The following is an 18357-nucleotide window of genomic DNA, read 5'->3' as shown; positions in this document are numbered from 1 at the left end:
TGCTTAATCTCCAGGTCCCTTAAATCCATGGTCGCACCCCTGAACGTGGGCATAGCGGGGCTCGGCACCGTCGGTGCCGATGTCGTCCGCCTCATCGAAACGCAAGGACGTGCGCTGGCCGAGCGCAGCGGCCGCGGCGTTCGCGTCGTCGCCGTCACGGCGCGCTCGAAAGCCAAGAAGCGTGGCCTCGACCTGCGCGGCATCGCCTGGGCGAAGAGCCCCGAGGCGCTCGCCGAGGATCCCGATATCGACTGCTTCGTCGAATTGATGGGCGGCGCCGGCGATCCCGCGCTGTCCGCGATCGAGACCGCGCTGAAGGCCGGCAAGTCGGTCGTCACCGCCAACAAGGCGCTGATCGCCAAGCATGGACTGCGTCTCGCCGCGGCTGCCGAGAAGCACGGCGGCGCGCTGAATTTCGAGGCGGCGGTCGGTGCGGCGATCCCGGTCATCAAGACGCTGCGCGAGGGCCTCGCCGGCACCAGCGTCAACCGCGTCTACGGCATCCTCAACGGCACCTGCAATTACATCCTGACCCGGATGGAGCAGGAGGGCCTATCGTTCGAGGAGTGTCTGAAGGACGCCCAGCGTCTCGGCTATGCCGAAGCCAACCCGTCGTTCGACGTCGATGGTCATGACACCGCGCAGAAGCTCGCGATCCTGGCCAGCCTCGCCTTCGGAACCAAGGTTGCGGAAAGCGCGGTTTACGTCGAAGGCATCTCCTCGATCACGCCGGAAGACCTCAAGGCCGCCGCGGAACTCGGTTACCGCGTCAAGCTGCTCGGTGTCGCGGTGCGCACGGCAAAGGGCATTGAGCAGCGCGTGCATCCGACCATGGTGCCGAAATCATCGTCGATCGCGCAGGTGATGGGCGTCACCAACGCTGTCGCGATCGACGGCGAGGGGATTCCGCCGATCACGCTGGTGGGACCCGGCGCCGGCGGCGGCGCGACGGCCTCCGCCGTGGTCGCCGACATCGCCGACGTCGCCCGCGGCATCCGCGCCAAGCCGTTCGGCCGTCCGGTGGAGCGGTTGCGCGACACCACCAAGGCGCCGATGGAACGCCATGAGGGTGGCTATTATATCCGCCTGATGGCGCGCGATCTTGCAGGCACTGCCGCAACAATCGCCACCCGGCTGGCGGAACAGAAGATATCTCTGGAATCCATCGTGCAACGGCACCCGGATGGCGTCGATGTGAACGGTGCGGCCAAAAAACCTTCACCGGTCCCGGTCATTCTGATTACCTATGCGACCAGCGAGGATGCCGTGCATCGTGCGCTGGCCGCAGTGCAGCGCGATAAGGTCATCAGCGGCCGGCCGCAGGTGATCCGGATCGAGAAAAACTAGCGCATGGCCTGAACGGGTCGGGCGTGAGACGATTGATGCGGGCAGGCTGGCCTGTCCCAGAGGCTTAAGGAGTACGTCGATGTCGACCCATATTTCCGTTCCGCCGCAGATGCTGCTCGAGCGCATCCTGACGCTCGAAATCGTGCGCGTGACGGAGCGCGCGGCGGTGTCGGCCGCGCGGCTGCGCGGCCACGGCCAGGAGAAGGCCGCCGACAAGGCTGCGGTCGACGCGATGCGGCGCGAGCTCAACAAGCTGCCGATCGAGGGGACGGTCGTAATCGGCGAAGGCGAGCGCGATGAGGCGCCGATGCTGTTCATCGGCGAGAAGGTCGGCCTCAACGCCGGTCCCAAGGTCGACATCGCGGTCGACCCGCTCGAAGGCACCACGCTGTGCGCCAAGAACATGCCGGGCTCGATCGCCACAATGGCGATGGCCGACGGCGGCACGCTGCTGCACGCGCCCGACGTCTACATGCAGAAGATCGCGATCGGCCCGGGCTACGCCAAGAACGTGATCGAGCTCGACGCGCCGCCGGCCGACAATGTCCGCCGGCTCGCCAAGGCCAAGGGCGTCGACCCGACCGCCATCAACGTGCTGGTGCTCGATCGTCCGCGCCATGCCGACATCATCAACAGCGTGCGTTCGACCGGCGCTGCCGTGCAGCTGATCACCGACGGCGACGTCGCCGGCGTCATTCACTGCGCCAAGCCCGATGAGACCGGTGTCGACATGTATATCGGCACCGGCGGTGCGCCCGAGGGCGTGCTCGCGGCGGTCGCGCTGCGCTGCATCGGCGGCCAGATGCAGTGCCGCCTGATCCTCGACACCGAGGAGAAGCGCGAGCGCGCGCACAAGATGGGCGTCACCGATCCGAAGATGATCTACGGCATCGAGGACATGGCCAAGGGCGACTGCCTGTTCGCCGCTACCGGCGTCACCACCGGCTCGCTGCTGACCGGCGTGAAGTTCAAGAAGGACGTGATCGAGACCGAGACGGTCGTGATGCGCTCGGTCACCGGCACCGTGCGCTACATCAAGGCCGAGCATCGGCAGCTCGAGAAATTCCACCTGGACTGAGGACGAGCCTACAACAACCGTCATTCCGGGGCGCGCGAAGCGCGAACCCGGAATCTCGAGGTTCCGGGTTCGATGCTTCGCATCGCCCCGGAACGACGGACCAAAAACAACAACAAGGGAGACGCGCATGTCCGATCTGTCCGGGGTCAAGGCGCTGGTGTTCGACGTGTTCGGGACCGTGGTCGACTGGCGCACCAGCCTGATCAACGACTTCACCAGATGGGGCGAGACGCGCGGTATCAAGGCCGATTGGACGGCGCTGGTCGACGGCTGGCGCGCGGTCTATGCGGCCTCGATGGACGAGGTGCGCAAGAACCCGCAGAACGGCTACGTCATCCTCGACGTATTGCACCGCCGCTCGCTGGAAAAACTCGTCGCGCAATTCGACATCAAGGGGCTGAGTGAGGCCGATTTGCAGCATCTGACGCTGGGCTGGCATCGCCTGCACGGGTGGCCCGACAGCGTCGCCGGCCTGACCCGGCTGAAGACCAAATACATCATCTCGCCGCTCTCCAACGGCAACGTCGCGCTGCTCACCAACATGGCGAAGTTCGCAGGCCTGCCCTGGGACCTCGTGATGTCGGCCGAACTGTTCGAGCACTACAAGCCCGATCCGGAAACCTATCTCGGCGCCGCGAAGCTGCTCTGCCTGCCGCCGGAGCAGGTGATGATGGTCGCCGCCCACAATTACGACCTGAAGCACGCGCAGAAGCTCGGCCTGAAGACCGCCTTCGTGGCGCGTCCGACCGAATACGGTCCGCTGCAGAAGTACGATTTCGAGGCCACCGGCGAGTGGGACATCGTGGCCAAGGATTTCGGGGAAATCGCCAGCCGAATGGGCTGCTAGAACTGGTCCACAAATCATCGAAGCGTTACGATTCCTGCCGGACGCATCGGCCCTGATTGGATCAGGACCGATGTTCCGGATTTTTGTTTGACGCGTTTTCTTCACGCGAACCGGTGCCCACTTCGCTTGAAAACGCTCTGTTCGGAAGGGCTCATGACGCTGCACGCATCCGCACTGCCCGTCGAGGCGCCACAGGCGTTCCTCGGCGTGACGCGGTCGCTGACCGGAAAACTCTGGCGCGACCGGCTGGATGCGCGCGGGGCGGCGCGGGCGCTCGCGATCGTGCAGCGCTATCAATTGCCGGAAATGCTGGCGCGCGTGCTGGCGGGGCGCGACGTCGGGATCGACGAGGTTCCCGACTTCCTCGACCCGACCATCCGCAAGCTGATGCCGGATCCTCACACGGTCACCGAGATGGAGCACGCGGCCAAGCGCATCGCGGATGCCGCGGTGCGCGGCGAGAAGGTTGCGATCTTCGGCGACTATGATGTCGACGGTGCGACCTCGGCCGCGCTGCTGACCTGGCATCTGCGCCACTGCGGGCTGGACCCGCTGATCCACATTCCCGACCGCATTTTCGAAGGCTACGGGCCGAACGTCGACGCCGTGCGTGCGCTGGCGGCGAAGGGCGCGACGCTGCTGGTCACGGTCGATTGCGGCACCACCAGCATCGAGCCGCTGGCGGAAGCCAGGAAGCTCGGGATGTCGGTCGTCGTGATCGATCATCACCAGACCGGCGATGTGTTGCCCGAGGTCGATGCACTGGTGAATCCGAACCGGCCCGACGATCTCTCCGGGCTCGGCCATCTCGCAGCGGTCGGCCTCGTGCTGGTGACCTTGGTCGCGGTGAATCGCGAACTGCGCCAGCGCGGCTTCTGGACCGGCGAGATGCCGGAGCCGGACCTGCTCAGCGTGCTGCATCACGTCGCGCTCGGCACCGTGGCCGACGTCGCGCCGCTGATCGGGCTCAACCGGGCCTTCGTCGCCAAGGGCCTGATCGCGATGCGTCGCCGCGACCATGTCGGCCACACCGCGCTGATGGATGTCGCGCGCCTGAACGGCCCGCCGGAGGCCTGGCATCTCGGCTTCATGCTGGGACCGCGCATCAATGCCGGCGGCCGGATCGGGCGCGCCGATCTCGGCGTGCGGCTATTGCTCGAAGGCGATATCTCGGAAGCTGCGCGGATCGCGGCCGAGCTCGATCGCCTCAATGCCGAACGGCGCGTGATCGAGCAGGCGGCCGAGGCGCAGGCCGAGGCCGAGGCGCTGGCTTCGCTCGGGCTCGAGGACAAGGGCGCTGTCATCGTCACCGCGGCGGAAGGCTGGCATCCCGGCGTGGTCGGGCTTGTGGCGGCGCGGCTGAAGGAGAAGTTCGCGCGTCCTGCGTTCGCGATCGCGCTGGAGCCCGGCGGCATCGGCACCGGATCGGGCCGCTCGATCGGCGGCGTCGATCTCGGCAAGGCGGTGCGGCAGGCGGTGCACGACGGCCTTTTGATGAAGGGCGGCGGGCACGCGATGGCGGCCGGCGTCACGCTGCGCAAGGAGAAGCTCGCCGAATTCCGCGCTTACATGGAGAGCGCGCTGGCGGCCGACGTCGCCAATTCGCGGCACGAGAACGAGCTGTTCATCGATGGCGCCGTGAGCGCGCGCGCGGTGACGCCGGAGTTCGCCGCGACGCTCAATCGCGCGGGTCCATTCGGCAGCGCCAATCCGGAGCCGGTGATCGCGCTGCCGTCGCATCAGCTGGTCTATGCCGACGAGGTCGGGCAGGCGCATCTGCGGCTGCGTTTCAAGTCCGGCGACGGCTCCATCGTCAACGGTATCGCCTTCCGCTCCGTCGGACAGAAGCTCGGCAGCGCCTTGACGCAAAATCGCGGCCAGCAATTGCACGTGGCGGGCTCTCTTGCGGTCGACCGTTGGCAAGGCACCGAACGTGTGCAATTCCGTGTCCTCGACGTCGCGGTGCCGGATCAGGGCCCGACGGTGATCCGATAAGAAACGTTGGGAGAGGACATGTCAGGACAGGTTGAAGGCAAGGTCGCGCTGGTGACCGGCGGCGCATCGGGCATTGGCGAGGCCATCGTTGAATTGCTCGCGCAGGAAGGCGCGACCGTTATTGCGACCGATATCGATGAGTTGAGGGGACCCGAGCTCGCCGCGCGGCTCACCAAGGCCGGGCGGAACGTGACCTTCTTGCCGCAGGACGTCACCAGCGAGGAGCGCTGGATCGAAATCATCAGTGAGATCGGCAAGCGCCATGGCCGCCTCGATATCATGGTCTCGAATGCCGGCATCGGCATCGGAGCGCCCTCGATTGTCGAGATGTCGCTCGCGGACTGGCGCCGCCAGACCGCCATCAATATCGACGGCGTATTCCTGTCGGTGAAGCACTCGCTGCCGCTGATGCGCAAGCATGGCGGCGGCTCCATCATCATGATGTCGTCGCTGGCCGGCCTGCGCGGCGCGGCGACGCTCTCCGGCTACAGCGCGACGAAGGGCGCGGTGCGGCTGTTCGCCAAGTCGATCGCGATGGAATGCGCGCAGATCGGCGACGGCATCCGCGTCAACTCGGTGCATCCCGGCATCATCGACACGCCGATCTGGGGCAAGATCCCGACCGGCGCGACCGGCGCCGGCCAGAACGCGCCGATCGATCCGGAGGAGCGCGCGAGGTTCGCCACACCGCTGGGCCGCGCCGGCCAGGCCATCGAGATCGCCCAGGGCGTGCTCTATCTCGCTTCCGACGCGTCGCGTTACGTCACAGGCAGCGAGCTCGTGATCGACGGCGGCATGAATGCCGGCGGCGTCGTGCGGCAGCCTGCGAGCCGGTAGGAGCGAACTGTCGTAGCCCGCATGAGCGGAGCGATATGCGGGAAATGCGTCCCCGGGTATCGCTTTCGCTCACCCGGGCTACGCGGATCGCATGATGGCTAGCCGCCTTGGCGCAACCGCGCCAGCACCTTGAGCCCGCCGTAACCATCGGCGGGCAACAGGCCCGTCTTGATTTGAAAATCCTTGATCGCCTTCATGGTGTCGTTGCCGACGCGGCCGTCGGTGCCGCCGGTGTCGAAGCCGGCCTTGGTCAGCCGCGTCTGCATCTCCTGCACCTCGGCGAGCGTCAGCGCGCGCTCCGAGCCCGGGAAGGGTTGGATGAAGGGCGGCCCGCCGAGGCAGCGATCGCCGAGATGGCAGATCGCCAGCGCGTAGTTCATCGACGGGTTGTAGCTCTTCACCGAATTGAAGTTCGGAGCGAGCAGGAAGGCCGGGCCGCCCGAGACGGGGATCCACAGTTGCGCTGATGCGTTCGGCTGCGGAAACGGCTGGCCGTCGGCTCTGACGACGCCGGCGCTGGCCCAGGCCGCATAGGTGCGGCTGCCGCTGCCGCCGCCGCCGGGCGCGCGGACCTCGTAGCCCCAATGCTCGCCGCGGTGCCACTTGCCGCGGTTGACGAGATATTTCGCGGTCGAGCCCAGCGCGTCGTCGGGCCGGCCGAACGGCGAGACCTTGCCGTCGCCGTCATAGTCGAAGCCGACATTGAGCCAGACTTCCGGCATCCACTGCGAATGACCCATCGCGCCGGCCCAGGAGCCGTTCATCTCCTGGGGCGTGCTCCAGCCGCGCTGCACGATCTTCATCGCGTTGATCAACTCGGTCTCCCAATAGGCCTTGCGACGCGGCTCGTTCCAGGCGAGCGCCGCCAGCGAGGGAAACACCGGCGTCATGTGGTTCTGCTGCACCAGCGGATCGCCATAGGCCGACTCGACGCCCCACAGCGCGAGCAGCGTGCCGCGCTCGACGCCGAAATCGCGTTCGATCCGGCCGAACAGCGCCTCGTTCTTCTTCAGCGCCTCCTTGCCGTGAATGACCCGCCAGTCGGAGACGCGGCGGTTGATGTACTGCCAGATCTGCTCGTGGAATTCAGGCTGGTTGCGCATCTGCCTGAACACGCTCATGTCGGGCTCGATCCGCCCCATGCAGCGATTCCAGGTCGCCTCCGAAATGCCCTTGGCGAGCGCGCGAGCGCGAAAATTGTCGCGCCACTGGTCGAAGCCCGGAGGGGCGGCCGCGAGCGCGCCGAGCGGATTGACGAGCACCACGCCGGCCGCGAGCCCGGCCTTAAGGGCGGCGCGGCGGGCAGGGGATTTCGGAGAATCAGGCTGTTTCATCGGGCCAGTGTAGCGGCGCCGATCGGGTGAGCCAAAAGCCACGCCGCCGCAGGAGCTATGTGTCTTGCAAATCTGTGGCGATTTTTGACAGCCATTGCCGGACAATTTGCTCCGACCTCGCGTCGAGGCTAGCGGCGAGCCGCCGCTCCTGGGCCTGGGCGATCTGCCGGCATTTCTCCAGCAGCGCGGTTCCATGGCCGGTCAGGGTCCATTGCAACACGCGGCCGTGGACGGGGTGCGGCGTCTTGCCGATCGCGCCGTCGCGCTCGAGGTTGCGGATGATCACGCTCACGGTCTGCGGGGTCAGCAGCGCGACGCGAGCCAGATCGGCGCCTGAGAGCCCCGGATAGGCTTTCAGCATCGTCAGCACGACGAATTGCGGCGAGGTGACGCCGAGCTGTCCCAGCTGGCGCTCCATCGACAGCCGCGAGGCCGCGTGGGCCTGACGCAGCAGATAGGCGAGATAGCCCTGCTCGCCGCGCTTGCCTTCGCCCGGCGCCGGAACGGAAGGGGCGAACATGACGTCGCCTGCGCTCGATCCCGCATTCGCTGCGGCCCGTCGACCGGCGGCTTTTCCGACCGGGCGCCGCTCGGCGGTGCCCGATTTGCCTCGTTTCCGCATTGCCGCCATGTCGCGTGCTGCCGCCTTTGCCGATGCCCGCATCTTGCCGACGATATCAGAGCTCTGATAATATCTCAGTACACTGATAACATGAGGCCAGGCCAATGTCACATGCCCGCAAGGAATACACCGACTTCGAGAAGCTCGCGCCCGACGTCTTCGCCGCGGTGCGCGCGCTCGGCCAGTTCGCGGCGAAGGCCGGCCTCGACAAGCAGCTGCTCGAACTCGTCAAGCTGCGCGCCTCGCAGATCAACGGCTGCGCGTTCTGCGTGCAGTATCACATCCTGCAGGGCGAGAGCCTCGGCGTGCCCGCCGACAAGCTGAATCTCGTCGTGGTGTGGCGCGAGGCACCGCAGTTCACGCCGCGCGAGCGCGCCGCGCTGGCCTGGACCGAAGCGTTGACGACCCTGCCGAACGGCGTCAGCGACGAGGTCTATGCGCAGGCCACCACCGAATTCTCCGAGCAGGAGCTGACTTACCTGACCTCGGCGATCGCATCGATCAATGTCTGGAATCGGTTCGGCGCGGCCTATCGCTGGACGCCGCCGCCGCGCCGGCAGCGTGCGGACGCGGCGGCTTCGTAACGTCGAGACGGATCAAACGGCAACTGACAGGGAGCAAAACAATGAGCTTGATGGCGATGACACCATCCCTTCCATTCGCGCGGCCGCCGCGGCCGGTCGCGCTGGCGGTGATCGCGGGACTGGCCTCCGCCTTCGTGATCGGCAAGGCACTGCCGACCCCGATGGACGCGATCTCCTCCGTCATCGCGCCGCTGTGCGCCAGCGCCAATGCGGCGTCGCCGCTCGACAAGGTCGAGGTCATCAGCTCGCATGCGCTGCCCAATGTGGCGGGCAAGCGTGTCACGGTGGTGCGCGTGTTCTATGGTCCCGGCGGCTTCACGCCGCCGCACCGCCATTCCGGTTCGGTGACTGCCTACATCACCAAGGGTGAAATCCGCTCCCAGCTCGGCGACGGGCCGGTCGAGACCTTCAAGGTCGGCCAGTCGTTCTTCGAGCCGCCGGGCTCGACCCACATGGTCTCGGCCAATGCGAGCACGACGGAGCCGGCGGAACTGATCGCGGTGTTCGTGGCGGACGAGGGCGCGCAGCTGACCACGATGCTCGAATAGCGATCGGTTGGGCGCTCGTTTCTGCAAGACGTGCGCACTGGACCAGTTTGGTGCCCAGTTCGCGTGAAACTGGACCTTGCGCGCAACGGGGCGTGTCGATTGATTGCACGACACGTTGCGGCGACGGTTGCCGACGAGGGACAAATCGATGATCAGCCTGAAGGGGCTCTCTGCCTTCCCGATAACACCTTCGAGCCGGGATGGGCGGGTCGATGTAGGCGCGCTCCGCGCCTTGCTCGACCCCTTGATTGCGGCGAAGGTGGATTCGGTCGGGCTGCTCGGAAGTACCGGCTCATATCCCTATTTCAGCCGTGATGAGCGGCGGCGCGCCGTGCAAGCGGCCATCGCCTCGGCGGCCGGCAACACACCAATACTGGTTGGCATCGGCGCACTGCGCACCGACGATGCGGTGCGGCTGGCTCAAGATGCGCGTGATGCCGGCGCGACGGCGGGCCTGTTGGCGGCGGTTTCCTATACCCCGCTAACCGATGACGAGGTCTTTGAGCATTTCCAAACCGTGGCCCGCGAGAGCGGGTTGCCGATCTGCATCTATGACAATCCCGGAACGACTCATTTTCAATTCACGCCGGCTCTCATCGGCCGTCTGAGCCGGGTCGAGGGAATCGTCGCGGTGAAAAGTCCGGCGCTGGATGCTTCGACCGTGGCGGGCCATCTCAGGGAATTGCGGGCTGTGGTTCCGGACGGCGTTGCGTTGGGTTACAGCGCCGACTGGAATTGCACCGAGGCGCTGCTGGCGGGCGGAGATACCTGGTACAGCGTTGTCGCAGGAATCTTCCCGAAGGTCTGCGTGGACATCGTTCGCGCCGCGAGGAGCGGCGATGCGGCCCGGGCGCGAGAGTTCAACGCGCGTCTGCAGCCGATTTGGGATCTGTTCAGGACATATTCCAGTCTGCGTGTTGTCTACGCACTTGCCAATCTCAGAGGGGTCTGCGCGGCCGAGCCTCCACGTCCGATATTGCCGCTGCCCGCGGACGCTCAGAGGCGCGTCAAGGAGACGTTGGCTGCGATGGAGATCGACTGATCGCAACCACGGCGGAGGGCGCTAGATGCCGGCGCGCGCCAGCGGGTCGCGGCCGAACCGGTTGTCACCCTTCGATCCCGGCAGCACGCTCAGCGTTGCGACGAGCGCCAGATAGGGGACCCAGTATTTGACGTGCAGCGCGGCGGCGAGGTGGGGAACGGCGAGGATCGTCAGCGCCCACCAGCCCGAGACGTTGAGGTCGTGCAGCCGCTTCACCAGGATCGCGGCGAACGGCCACAACGACAACATGAGCAGCAAGCGCAGGACGGACAGGTCGTCGGCGGGCGGGCTGCTGTCATAATACCGTGGACCGTGGTCGAGCCTTACGCCGATGCGAATGATGAGCATGTCGACCAGCACGAGACCGAAAAATCCCAGGCCGAATTCCTGCCGGCTGATGCGGCCTTTCACCGAAAGAAAGAACCAGCGGAAGGTCGAGAGCATGCTTGGTTGTGGTCCAGCCTGAATGGGCATCTGATAGAGACTTGCGTCCGACGGTCAAAGCGGGACAGGTTCCCGCGGATTGCTGCTTCCATCATGATCATTCAAGCTGGCAATTGTCGCCGCGACATGGCGCGCATCGATGCGATTCCGAATGGAACCTGCGGTGGGCGTTTGCACAATTTCGGAATAATGGAATAATGCCGCTGATTTGCCCGACGTGTCAAGTTGTCGTGTCGAACGACGGCAGCCGCCGGCTACTTTGCATGGGGTTGTTTTCGATATTTTGGCAGTGCGCCCCGAACCGGTGTCCCCTTCGCTCGACAACACTCTAATTGCCGCCGCCTTCCTGGGTGTCGATGCGATGCACGACGTCGTCGGGCAGGGCATGGGCCACGGCGGCTGCAAGCCCGGGCTCCGGTCCGATCTCGCGGCCGCGGCCACGGATCAGCCGCTCATAGGCCGACACCAGCGTGGTGTAGGGATTGACCCACAGCCAGCCGTCGCGCGTAAACAGCTGGACGTCGAAATGCAGATGCCGCGATGTGCCGTTGGGGTGGTCGAGATAGTTCGAGACCACGCCGATCTTCTCGCCCTCGCTGACGCGGCGTCCGTTGAGCAGGCCGTCTGCATCCATCACTGACGGGTTCATGTGCATGTAGCGGAAGCGGACATGCTCGGTGCGGGTGTTGACCTGCAACGTCGCGGCCTGCTGCTGCGCCGAGCGGATCACGATACTGTCGCGCACCGCAACGACCGCCTGCTGCTTGGGGTCGCAGCCATCTTTGCTGTCGACAGGACATGCGCCGGGGCGGATGTCCTGGCCCTGATGGCCGTAGCCGCTGGCGCATTGGCCGACCTCGAAGCTGCGCGCCTCGCAGAAATTGTCTTGCCAGGGATACGTGTCGATGGCCGCGCCGGGCTTGCGCTTGGCGAAGGATTGCGAGTGGGCGAAGGCCGGCGCCTTCTCGAGCGGAAAGCGGATCTGCGAATAGACGGTGAAGTCGGCGTGGCCGCCTTGTTGCCTGCGGCCGCCGCTGCCCGCGACGATGTCGCCGCTCGGGTGGTAGGTGAAGTCGGCGGATTGCGCGGCCGGCCGCTCGGCGATGTCGGAGGCGACGTCGCTGCGTGGCCGTGACGGCTGGCCGCCGACAATGCGCAGGGCCCTCAGAAACCGCTCGGCGACCGGATAGGCCTCGCGGCAGGCCAGCCGCTTCGGCCGCGGCGCGCTGTCGAGGCACTGGATCGAGACGACATAGGGAATTCCGAAGCGGGTGAAGGCGTAGCGGACATAGCCCTCGCGAATGAAGCGGCGCAGGTCCGGAAACTGCGCGGCCAGCGTCTTGACCGGCTCGCCCTTGCCGCCGAGCCGGTCGGCGAGGTCGTAAACCAGGATCGAGCCGGAAATCTGCACCTCGACCGGCTTTGCAAATGTCCGCGGCGGCAGGCCGTCGCCGGCGCCGGGGTCGAGCGAGAACACGGCATCGTAGCCCGATGCACCGGCATGGAAGAAATCGACCGCGCGGAAGTCGGCCTGGTAGCGCGCGATCGACAGGCTGTCCAGCGCACCGTTTTGCCGCGCGTCGAGATAGCTTGCGGGGTCGAGCGGCAGCAGCACCGGGATCGGGCTCTGCGCAATGCCGGGAAACAGCGGCGCTGTCACCGCGTTCAACTGCACCAGCGCAGGCGTCGCCCGCGGATCGGTGGCGGGCACGCGGCGCTGGCCTGCGAAAGTGAAGCCGGCGGCGATGGCCGGGCGGCTGCCGATCTCCTGCCGCAGCTGGTCGAGCACGGCGCGCCATTCGACCCGCATGGCCGAGATCGATGGCGTTCGGAATTCGTCGGCATGGGCGCCGGGAAGAGGCGAGAGCAGGGCTGCCAGCCAGCAACTGACGAAGCTGACCACCTTCCTGTTCACTGCACACCCCGGGCTCATGTCTGATCGCCCGTAAGACTAAAGCAAGTTCCGGAAAAGTGTGTAGCGGTTTTCGCTAAAGTTGATGCTTAACCAACAAGTTGAGGCGCGGTGACGATTCATTTCAAATCCCACCGCGCCTCAAGCGCTCAGTCCTTGGCGCGTTCGACGTAGGAACCGTCTTCGGTCATGACCACGATGCGCGTGCCCGTGGTGATGTGCGGCGGCACGCCGGTGCGCAGGCCGTTGGACAGCATGGCCGGCTTGTAGGACGAGGAGGCGGTCTGGCCCTTGGTCACAGGCTCGGTCTCGACCACTTCCAGCGTCACGCGCTGCGGCAGCTGGATCGCGACCGGGTTGCCCTCGTGCATCGAGAGCTTCACGGTCATGTTCTCCTGCAGATACGGCGCGGACGAGCCGACGATCTCCTTGGAGACCTGGACCTGGTCGTAGTTGTCGTTGTTCATGAAGTGGAAGCCGTCGCCATCTTCATAGAGGTAGTTGTAGTTGTGGTCCTCGACGGTGGCCTTCTCGACCTGGTCGGTGGTCTTGTAGCGCTCCGAAACCTTCACGCCGTCGCCGATGCGGCGCATTTCGATCTGGCTGACCGGGGTGCCCTTGCCGGGATGGATGTTCTCGGCGGACAGGACCACATAGAGCTTGCCGTCCTGCTCGATGACGTTGCCCTTGCGGATGGAACTGGCGATGACTTTCAAAGGTGTTTTCCTGAATTTGAGAGCCTAAGGGCGCCAACCGGATCGGCAGCCCCTCGGCCATGGCGGCGATTTCGGGCTGCAACATACTGATTTGTCCCTGAGATGCCAGTCTTTTGCGGCCGAATTCGCAAGGTTGCCAACCGTCCCGGCCGTCCCGATCGGCCCTATTTTTCGGCCATGGGCTCATCCGTTTCAGCGAAACTGCGGATGGGACGCGCGAGCCGTGGTTCAGGTTCAGCCACGCGCGCGCATGGACAAGGTGCGCGTCTTTCGACAAGAAGGGATCAGCCTCGCTGCGTTCCGCGGAGGCTCGGGCTGTGTAGGCTTATGAATTTGTGTGGAATCAATCGGTTGCGCGGGACTCTTGAGTGCGGATGGCGGCTCGTTGATGTTGAATCCGTGAGGATGCTCTGGCGATGACAGCTCATGACCGGCCGTCGCCCTGGTGGATGCCGCAGCGCTATGCCGACCGCAGGCCGTTCCTGCAGGCGCGGACGGCGATCACGCGAGCGCTGCGCGCCTGGTTCGAGGAGCAGCGATTTGCCGAGGTCGAGACCGCGATCCTGCAGATCTCGCCGGGCAACGAGACCCATCTGCACGCTCCCCGCACCGAGCTCAGGCAGGCCGATGGCTCACATGCGCCGCGCTATCTGCGCACCTCGCCGGAGTTCGCCTGCAAGAAGCTGCTCGCGGCCGGCGAGCCGAAGATCTACGAGTTCGCGCGGGTGTTCCGCGACCGCGAGCGCGGCGACCTGCATCTGCCCGAATTCACCATGCTGGAATGGTACCGCGCCAATGCCGGCTATGACGCCATCATGGCCGACACGATCGTGGTGATCGCCCATGCGGCGCAGGCGACCGGGATCGGCCGGTTTTCATTCCGCGGCAGGACGGCCGATCCGTTTGCGGATCCGGAGCTGATGACGGTCGCGGCAGGTTTCGAGCGCTTCGCCGGCATCGATCTCCTGGCGACGATCTCAGGCGGCGAAGGCGACCGCGAAGCGCTGGCGGCGGCTGCAGCAGCGCGGGTGCGGGTTGCAGATGACGACACCTGGTCCGATATCTTCAGCAAGGTGCTGGTCGATCATATCGAGCCTCATCTGGGACAGGGCCGTCTGACGGTGCTGTTCGAATATCCGTCGCCAGAGGCCGCGCTGGCGCGCACCAAGGCCGGCGATCAGCGCGTCGCCGAGCGTTTCGAGGTCTATGCCTGCGGCGTCGAGCTCGCCAACGGCTTCGGCGAGCTGACCGACGCGGCCGAGCAGCGCCATCGTTTCACCGCAGCGATGGATGAGAAGGCCCGCCGTTATGGCGAGCGCTATCCGCTCGATGACGATTTCCTTGCCGCGGTCGGCCAGATGCCGGAGGCCAGCGGCGTCGCGCTCGGCTTCGACCGGCTGGTGATGTTGGCGAGCGGCGCGCCACGAATTGATCAGGTGGTCTGGACGCCGCCTGCGGGAGAGACATGAACAGGATCGATGCAAAACTGGCGGCGACGCTGCGACAGCCGCGCGAGCTGGTCGATGCCGGGCTCGCGCCGGTCGCAGCACTGGCCGGGCTCGAGCGGGTTGCTGCGCGCTACGCGGTCGCGGTGACGCCGGAGCTCGCCGCGCTGATTGATCCGGCCGATCCCGCCGACCCGATCGCGCGGCAGTTCATCCCGAGCGCCGACGAACTCGTCGAGCAGCCGGGCGAGAACGCCGATCCGATCGGCGACGATGCGCATTCGCCGGTCGCCGGAATCGTGCATCGCTATCCCGATCGGGTGTTGTTCAAGCTCGTCCATGTCTGCGCGGTGTATTGCCGGTTCTGTTTCCGGCGCGAAATGGTCGGGCCGGGAAAGGCCTCGGCCTTGTCCGATGACGCCTACCGTGCGGCGCTGGATTACATCCGCAGCCATCCGGAGATCTGGGAAGTCATCCTGACCGGCGGCGATCCCTTGATGCTGTCGCCGCGCAGGCTGACCGAGATCATGGCCGATCTCGCCGACATCACTCATGTGAAGATCGTTCGCCTCCACACCCGTGTTCCGATCGCCGATCCGGGCCGTATCAATCCCGAGATGATCGCGGCACTGCGGGTCGAAGGCGCGACGACCTGGATTGCGATCCATGCCAACCATCCGCGTGAGCTGAGCAACAATGCCCGCGCAGCGTGCGCGCGCCTTGCAGACGCCGGCATTCCCTTGGTAAGCCAGTCCGTCCTGCTGCGCGGCGTCAATGATGATGCTGCGACGCTCGAGGCGCTGATGCGCGGCTTCGTCGAGTGCCGGATCAAGCCCTATTATCTGCATCACGGCGACCTTGCGCCCGGCACAGCGCATTTGCGCACCACGATCGAAGCCGGGCAGGAACTGATGCGGGCGTTGCGCGGGCGTGTGTCCGGACTTTGTCAGCCGGATTATGTGCTCGACATCCCCGGCGGCCACGGCAAGGCGCCGATCGGCCCGAGCTATTTGTCGCAGCCGGCTTCCCGCGAACGTGAAGATCCGATGGAACGGCGCTACCGTATCGTCGATTATTGTGGTGACGTTCATCTTTACCCGCCGCAATCCTGAGGCGGCGATGAGCGGGGCCGGGGACGGACGGCAGGAGCCGCCCGAGGATGAGGGCAACCGCAGCATCGAAAATGCTGTGATGTTCGGCTTCTTTGTGGTGCTGGTCGCCGCGGGAATCTGGCTCCTTGGCACGATGGCCGATATACGGAAGGTACAGGATTGCGCAGCGCAGGGGCGACGCAACTGTGCTACCGTCGAGGTGCCGGAACGGGCGCGATAGGGTTGAGAAGCGGAGACGCGAGATGCGGAAGACAGTTTTGTTGATGGCTCTGATGATGGTTGCGGCCGGAGCGCCCCAGCTTGGCATCTCCCAAGCCTGGGCGCAGCAACAGGGCGGATCGTCCTCCATGCAGAAGGGCGGGACGGTCCCGGAGGCGCCGATCGGACATCGTCAGCCGCGCCGCGGCGACGTTGGCAGCGAGAAGAATATCAGCGATCCGAACAGTCAGGCCAACAAGGAAGACGCGGCGCTCGACAGGAAGATCAAGAGCATCTGCCGCGGTTGCTAACCCACGCAGCTGACCGGCGAGGCGCGATATTCGCCCCGCCGGCAACGCTCAATCCGTTCGGCCGCGTCAGGCCGAACGCTCCTGCAGGCCGTCACGCCGCACGCTGCGCCTTGCGTCGACGGCATCGGCCAGCTGCTTCAACACGTCAGCCGTCGTCCCGAGGTCTATGCAGCCATCCGTGATGCTCTGGCCGTAGGTCAGCGCCTTGCCTGGCACGACGTCCTGGCGTCCCGCGACAAGATTGCTCTCGATCATCACGCCGATGATGCGCTGTTCGCCGCCTGCGACCTGGCGCGCGATGTCGGAGGCAACCGCTGGCTGGTTCTCCGGCTTCTTGCTGCTGTTGGCGTGGCTGGTGTCGATCATCAGCCGCGCCGCGACACCGGCGCGGCCGAGCTCGGCGGCGGCAGCATCGACGCTCGCGGCATCATAGTTCGGCGCCCGGCCGCCACGCAGGATGACGTGGCAGTCTTCGTTGCCGCTGGTCGCGGCGATCGCTGAACGGCCGCCCTTGGTGACCGCCATGAAGTGATGCGGGTGCGAGGCCGACTTCACCGCGTCCGCCGCGATCCGCACGCCGCCGTCGGTGCTGTTCTTGAAGCCGACGGGGCAGGACAGGCCGGAAGCCAGCTCGCGATGGATCTGGCTCTCGGTGGTGCGCGCGCCGATCGCGGCCCAGGAAACCAGATCGGCGATGTATTGCGGCGTCGTCATGTCGAGGAATTCGGTGCCGGCCGGCAGGCCGAGATTGTTCACCGCCGACAGCACGTTGCGGGCGAGCCGCAGGCCCTTGTTGATGTCGAAGCTGCCGTCGAGATCGGGATCGTTGATCAGCCCCTTCCAGCCGACGGTGGTGCGCGGCTTCTCGAAATAGACCCGCATCACGATCTCGAGGCGGTCGGCGAGCTGTTCGCGCAGGCTGGCGAGGCGCTCGGCGTAATCGACGGCCGCCGCGGGATCGTGGATGGAGCAGGGGCCGACGACGACCAGCAGGCGGTCATCGGTGCCGTTCAGGATCGCGTGGACGGCGTTGCGGGCGCCCATCACCACCCGGGTCGCCGTCAGGGTGCGCGGGACCTCCCGCATCACCTCCTCGGGCGTACTGAGCTCTTTCAATTCCTTGATGCGAAGATCGTCTGTCGTACTCAACACGGCTGGCTCCTTTGGATTTCGGGACCTGCCGGCACACAAAAAAGCCGCCAGGTCTGGCGGCTTGTTTTGGACGTTTGCTGCAATTCTTCAGATTGAGCGCGATCCTCCTGCCGCCAGCGAGCTGTCGTAGCTAAAGTACCAAAAATAGCTGGTGGCGACGGTGATCATTGGGCGGCTCTATAGCGCAGGGATTTGGGGCTGTCACCCCCCAAATGCAAGCCCCCCGCGGTTCGGCGTCAGGTGTTGCGCGCCGCCAACGCCATGCCGATCAGGGTCGCCCCGCCGAACATCAGATTGAGGCCGACGAGGAGGCCGATCGCCCATCCCGCGGATTCCGGCAAGCCCGCGATGATGAAGAAGGCGATCACGATGTCCATCAGGCCGGCGATCAGCAGCCAGGACCAGCGTCCCGACAATTCGCGGCGGTGCTCCAGCGCGTACATGACGGTGGCGACGCCCTCGGCGACGAAATAGGCGCCGACCACGATGGTCAGCGTCAGCACACCCTGCATCGGACGGGCGAGCAGCACCATGCCGGCCAGCACGGCGAGCGCGGCCGAAATCAGCGACCACCAGAAGCCCGGCATGTTGCGCGCCCAGAACGTCACGATCAGCCCGCCGATCCCTGAGATCAGGAACATCCAGCCGAGGAAGATGGTGACGGCGAGGCTTGCGAAGGTCGGCACGATCATCGCGGCGATGCCGAGGATCACCAGCAGGATGCCTTCGAACAGGAACGCCTTCCAGTGCGCCTTCACCGCGGCCTGCATTTCCGATCGCAGCTTGTCGAGGTCGTTGGACAGGGTCATCGCGGCTCTCCGGATCTGCGCGTG

The 18357-nt window shown here is 65.7% G+C and carries 20 protein-coding genes; 13 read left to right on the top strand and 7 right to left on the bottom strand.

Annotation, left to right across the window (positions count from 1 at the left end):
• The first annotated feature begins 27 nt into the window (after positions 1-27).
• The 5 genes from ACVWZM_RS42060 to ACVWZM_RS42040 all read left to right on the top strand — a co-directional run bounded on the left by ACVWZM_RS42060 (position 28) and on the right by ACVWZM_RS42040 (position 6104).
• Positions 28-1347 carry a homoserine dehydrogenase gene (locus tag ACVWZM_RS42060; protein ID WP_057018585.1) on the top strand — a complete coding sequence of 440 codons (1320 nt, stop codon included), beginning with the start codon at positions 28-30 and terminating at the stop codon, positions 1345-1347.
• A 79-nt stretch (positions 1348-1426) separates the two neighbouring features.
• Positions 1427-2425, top strand: coding sequence for a class II fructose-bisphosphatase (gene glpX, locus ACVWZM_RS42055; protein WP_050420275.1), 999 nt, complete (start codon positions 1427-1429; stop codon positions 2423-2425).
• A 127-nt stretch (positions 2426-2552) separates the two neighbouring features.
• Positions 2553-3272: a haloacid dehalogenase type II gene (locus tag ACVWZM_RS42050; RefSeq protein ID WP_057018584.1), complete on the top strand. Its 720-nt coding sequence runs from the start codon at positions 2553-2555 to the stop codon at positions 3270-3272.
• A 153-nt stretch (positions 3273-3425) separates the two neighbouring features.
• Positions 3426-5267 (top strand): single-stranded-DNA-specific exonuclease RecJ, encoded by a 1842-nt coding sequence (gene recJ / locus ACVWZM_RS42045; RefSeq protein WP_168858799.1) that lies wholly within the window; start codon positions 3426-3428, stop codon positions 5265-5267.
• 18 nt (positions 5268-5285) lie between these two features.
• Complete coding sequence (locus ACVWZM_RS42040) at positions 5286-6104, top strand: SDR family NAD(P)-dependent oxidoreductase (RefSeq protein ID WP_076828684.1); 819 nt, start codon at positions 5286-5288, stop codon at positions 6102-6104.
• A gap of 98 nt (positions 6105-6202) precedes the next feature.
• Here the strand turns inward: ACVWZM_RS42040 and ACVWZM_RS42035 are convergent, their stop codons facing one another.
• Both ACVWZM_RS42035 and ACVWZM_RS42030 read right to left on the bottom strand, forming a co-directional pair.
• Positions 6203-7438, bottom strand: coding sequence for a lytic murein transglycosylase (locus ACVWZM_RS42035; RefSeq protein ID WP_456856196.1), 1236 nt, complete (start codon positions 7436-7438; stop codon positions 6203-6205).
• Positions 7439-7493: 55 nt separating this feature from the next.
• On the bottom strand, positions 7494-7958 hold the full coding sequence (locus tag ACVWZM_RS42030; protein WP_246786882.1) for a MarR family winged helix-turn-helix transcriptional regulator: 465 nt from the start codon (positions 7956-7958) through the stop codon (positions 7494-7496).
• On the opposite strand from ACVWZM_RS42030, the gene ACVWZM_RS42025 reads away from it, so the two are divergent.
• From ACVWZM_RS42025 to ACVWZM_RS42010, 4 genes are all read left to right on the top strand, one after another.
• Positions 7957-8127 carry a hypothetical protein gene (locus tag ACVWZM_RS42025; RefSeq protein WP_456814398.1) on the top strand — a complete coding sequence of 57 codons (171 nt, stop codon included), beginning with the start codon at positions 7957-7959 and terminating at the stop codon, positions 8125-8127. The two genes, ACVWZM_RS42030 and ACVWZM_RS42025, sit on opposite strands and share 2 nt — an antisense overlap.
• Before the next feature lie 37 nt (positions 8128-8164).
• Positions 8165-8644 (top strand): carboxymuconolactone decarboxylase family protein, encoded by a 480-nt coding sequence (locus tag ACVWZM_RS42020; protein WP_057018579.1) that lies wholly within the window; start codon positions 8165-8167, stop codon positions 8642-8644.
• 41 nt (positions 8645-8685) lie between these two features.
• On the top strand, positions 8686-9192 hold the full coding sequence (locus ACVWZM_RS42015; RefSeq protein ID WP_456856194.1) for a cupin domain-containing protein: 507 nt from the start codon (positions 8686-8688) through the stop codon (positions 9190-9192).
• A gap of 148 nt (positions 9193-9340) precedes the next feature.
• Positions 9341-10234 carry a dihydrodipicolinate synthase family protein gene (locus tag ACVWZM_RS42010; RefSeq protein ID WP_229189463.1) on the top strand — a complete coding sequence of 298 codons (894 nt, stop codon included), beginning with the start codon at positions 9341-9343 and terminating at the stop codon, positions 10232-10234.
• A gap of 21 nt (positions 10235-10255) precedes the next feature.
• Here ACVWZM_RS42010 and ACVWZM_RS42005 read toward each other — a convergent pair whose 3' ends face one another.
• The 3 genes from ACVWZM_RS42005 to efp form a co-directional block, all read right to left on the bottom strand.
• Positions 10256-10678 carry a DUF805 domain-containing protein gene (locus ACVWZM_RS42005; protein WP_159109549.1) on the bottom strand — a complete coding sequence of 141 codons (423 nt, stop codon included), beginning with the start codon at positions 10676-10678 and terminating at the stop codon, positions 10256-10258.
• Between the two features lie 328 nt (positions 10679-11006).
• Positions 11007-12611, bottom strand: coding sequence for a M23 family peptidase (locus tag ACVWZM_RS42000; protein ID WP_456856192.1), 1605 nt, complete (start codon positions 12609-12611; stop codon positions 11007-11009).
• A 128-nt stretch (positions 12612-12739) separates the two neighbouring features.
• On the bottom strand, positions 12740-13306 hold the full coding sequence (efp, locus tag ACVWZM_RS41995; protein ID WP_016844580.1) for an elongation factor P: 567 nt from the start codon (positions 13304-13306) through the stop codon (positions 12740-12742).
• A 416-nt stretch (positions 13307-13722) separates the two neighbouring features.
• On the opposite strand from efp, the gene epmA reads away from it, so the two are divergent.
• From epmA to ACVWZM_RS41975, 4 genes are read left to right on the top strand one after another with little or no spacing between them, the layout of a single operon-like run.
• Positions 13723-14775 carry an EF-P lysine aminoacylase EpmA gene (gene epmA / locus ACVWZM_RS41990; RefSeq protein WP_456856190.1) on the top strand — a complete coding sequence of 351 codons (1053 nt, stop codon included), beginning with the start codon at positions 13723-13725 and terminating at the stop codon, positions 14773-14775.
• Positions 14772-15863, top strand: coding sequence for a lysine-2,3-aminomutase-like protein (locus tag ACVWZM_RS41985; RefSeq protein ID WP_456856188.1), 1092 nt, complete (start codon positions 14772-14774; stop codon positions 15861-15863). The genes epmA and ACVWZM_RS41985 overlap by 4 nt, the downstream gene beginning before the upstream one ends.
• Positions 15832-16083, top strand: coding sequence for a hypothetical protein (locus ACVWZM_RS41980; protein ID WP_225644190.1), 252 nt, complete (start codon positions 15832-15834; stop codon positions 16081-16083). Before ACVWZM_RS41985 ends, ACVWZM_RS41980 begins: the two co-directional genes overlap by 32 nt.
• A gap of 43 nt (positions 16084-16126) precedes the next feature.
• Positions 16127-16372, top strand: coding sequence for a hypothetical protein (locus ACVWZM_RS41975; RefSeq protein ID WP_225644401.1), 246 nt, complete (start codon positions 16127-16129; stop codon positions 16370-16372).
• Positions 16373-16438: 66 nt separating this feature from the next.
• Here the strand turns inward: ACVWZM_RS41975 and ACVWZM_RS41970 are convergent, their stop codons facing one another.
• Positions 16439-17524 carry a 3-deoxy-7-phosphoheptulonate synthase gene (locus ACVWZM_RS41970; RefSeq protein WP_057018573.1) on the bottom strand — a complete coding sequence of 362 codons (1086 nt, stop codon included), beginning with the start codon at positions 17522-17524 and terminating at the stop codon, positions 16439-16441.
• A gap of 236 nt (positions 17525-17760) precedes the next feature.
• Positions 17761-18333, bottom strand: a complete 573-nt coding sequence (locus ACVWZM_RS41965) for an HdeD family acid-resistance protein (RefSeq protein ID WP_092083436.1) — start codon at positions 18331-18333, stop codon at positions 17761-17763.
• Between the last annotated feature and the right edge of the window lie 24 nt (positions 18334-18357).

The sequence above is a fragment of the Bradyrhizobium sp. USDA 4501 genome (genome assembly GCF_054062115.1).
This window is presented reverse-complemented; position numbering and strand designations above follow the sequence as displayed.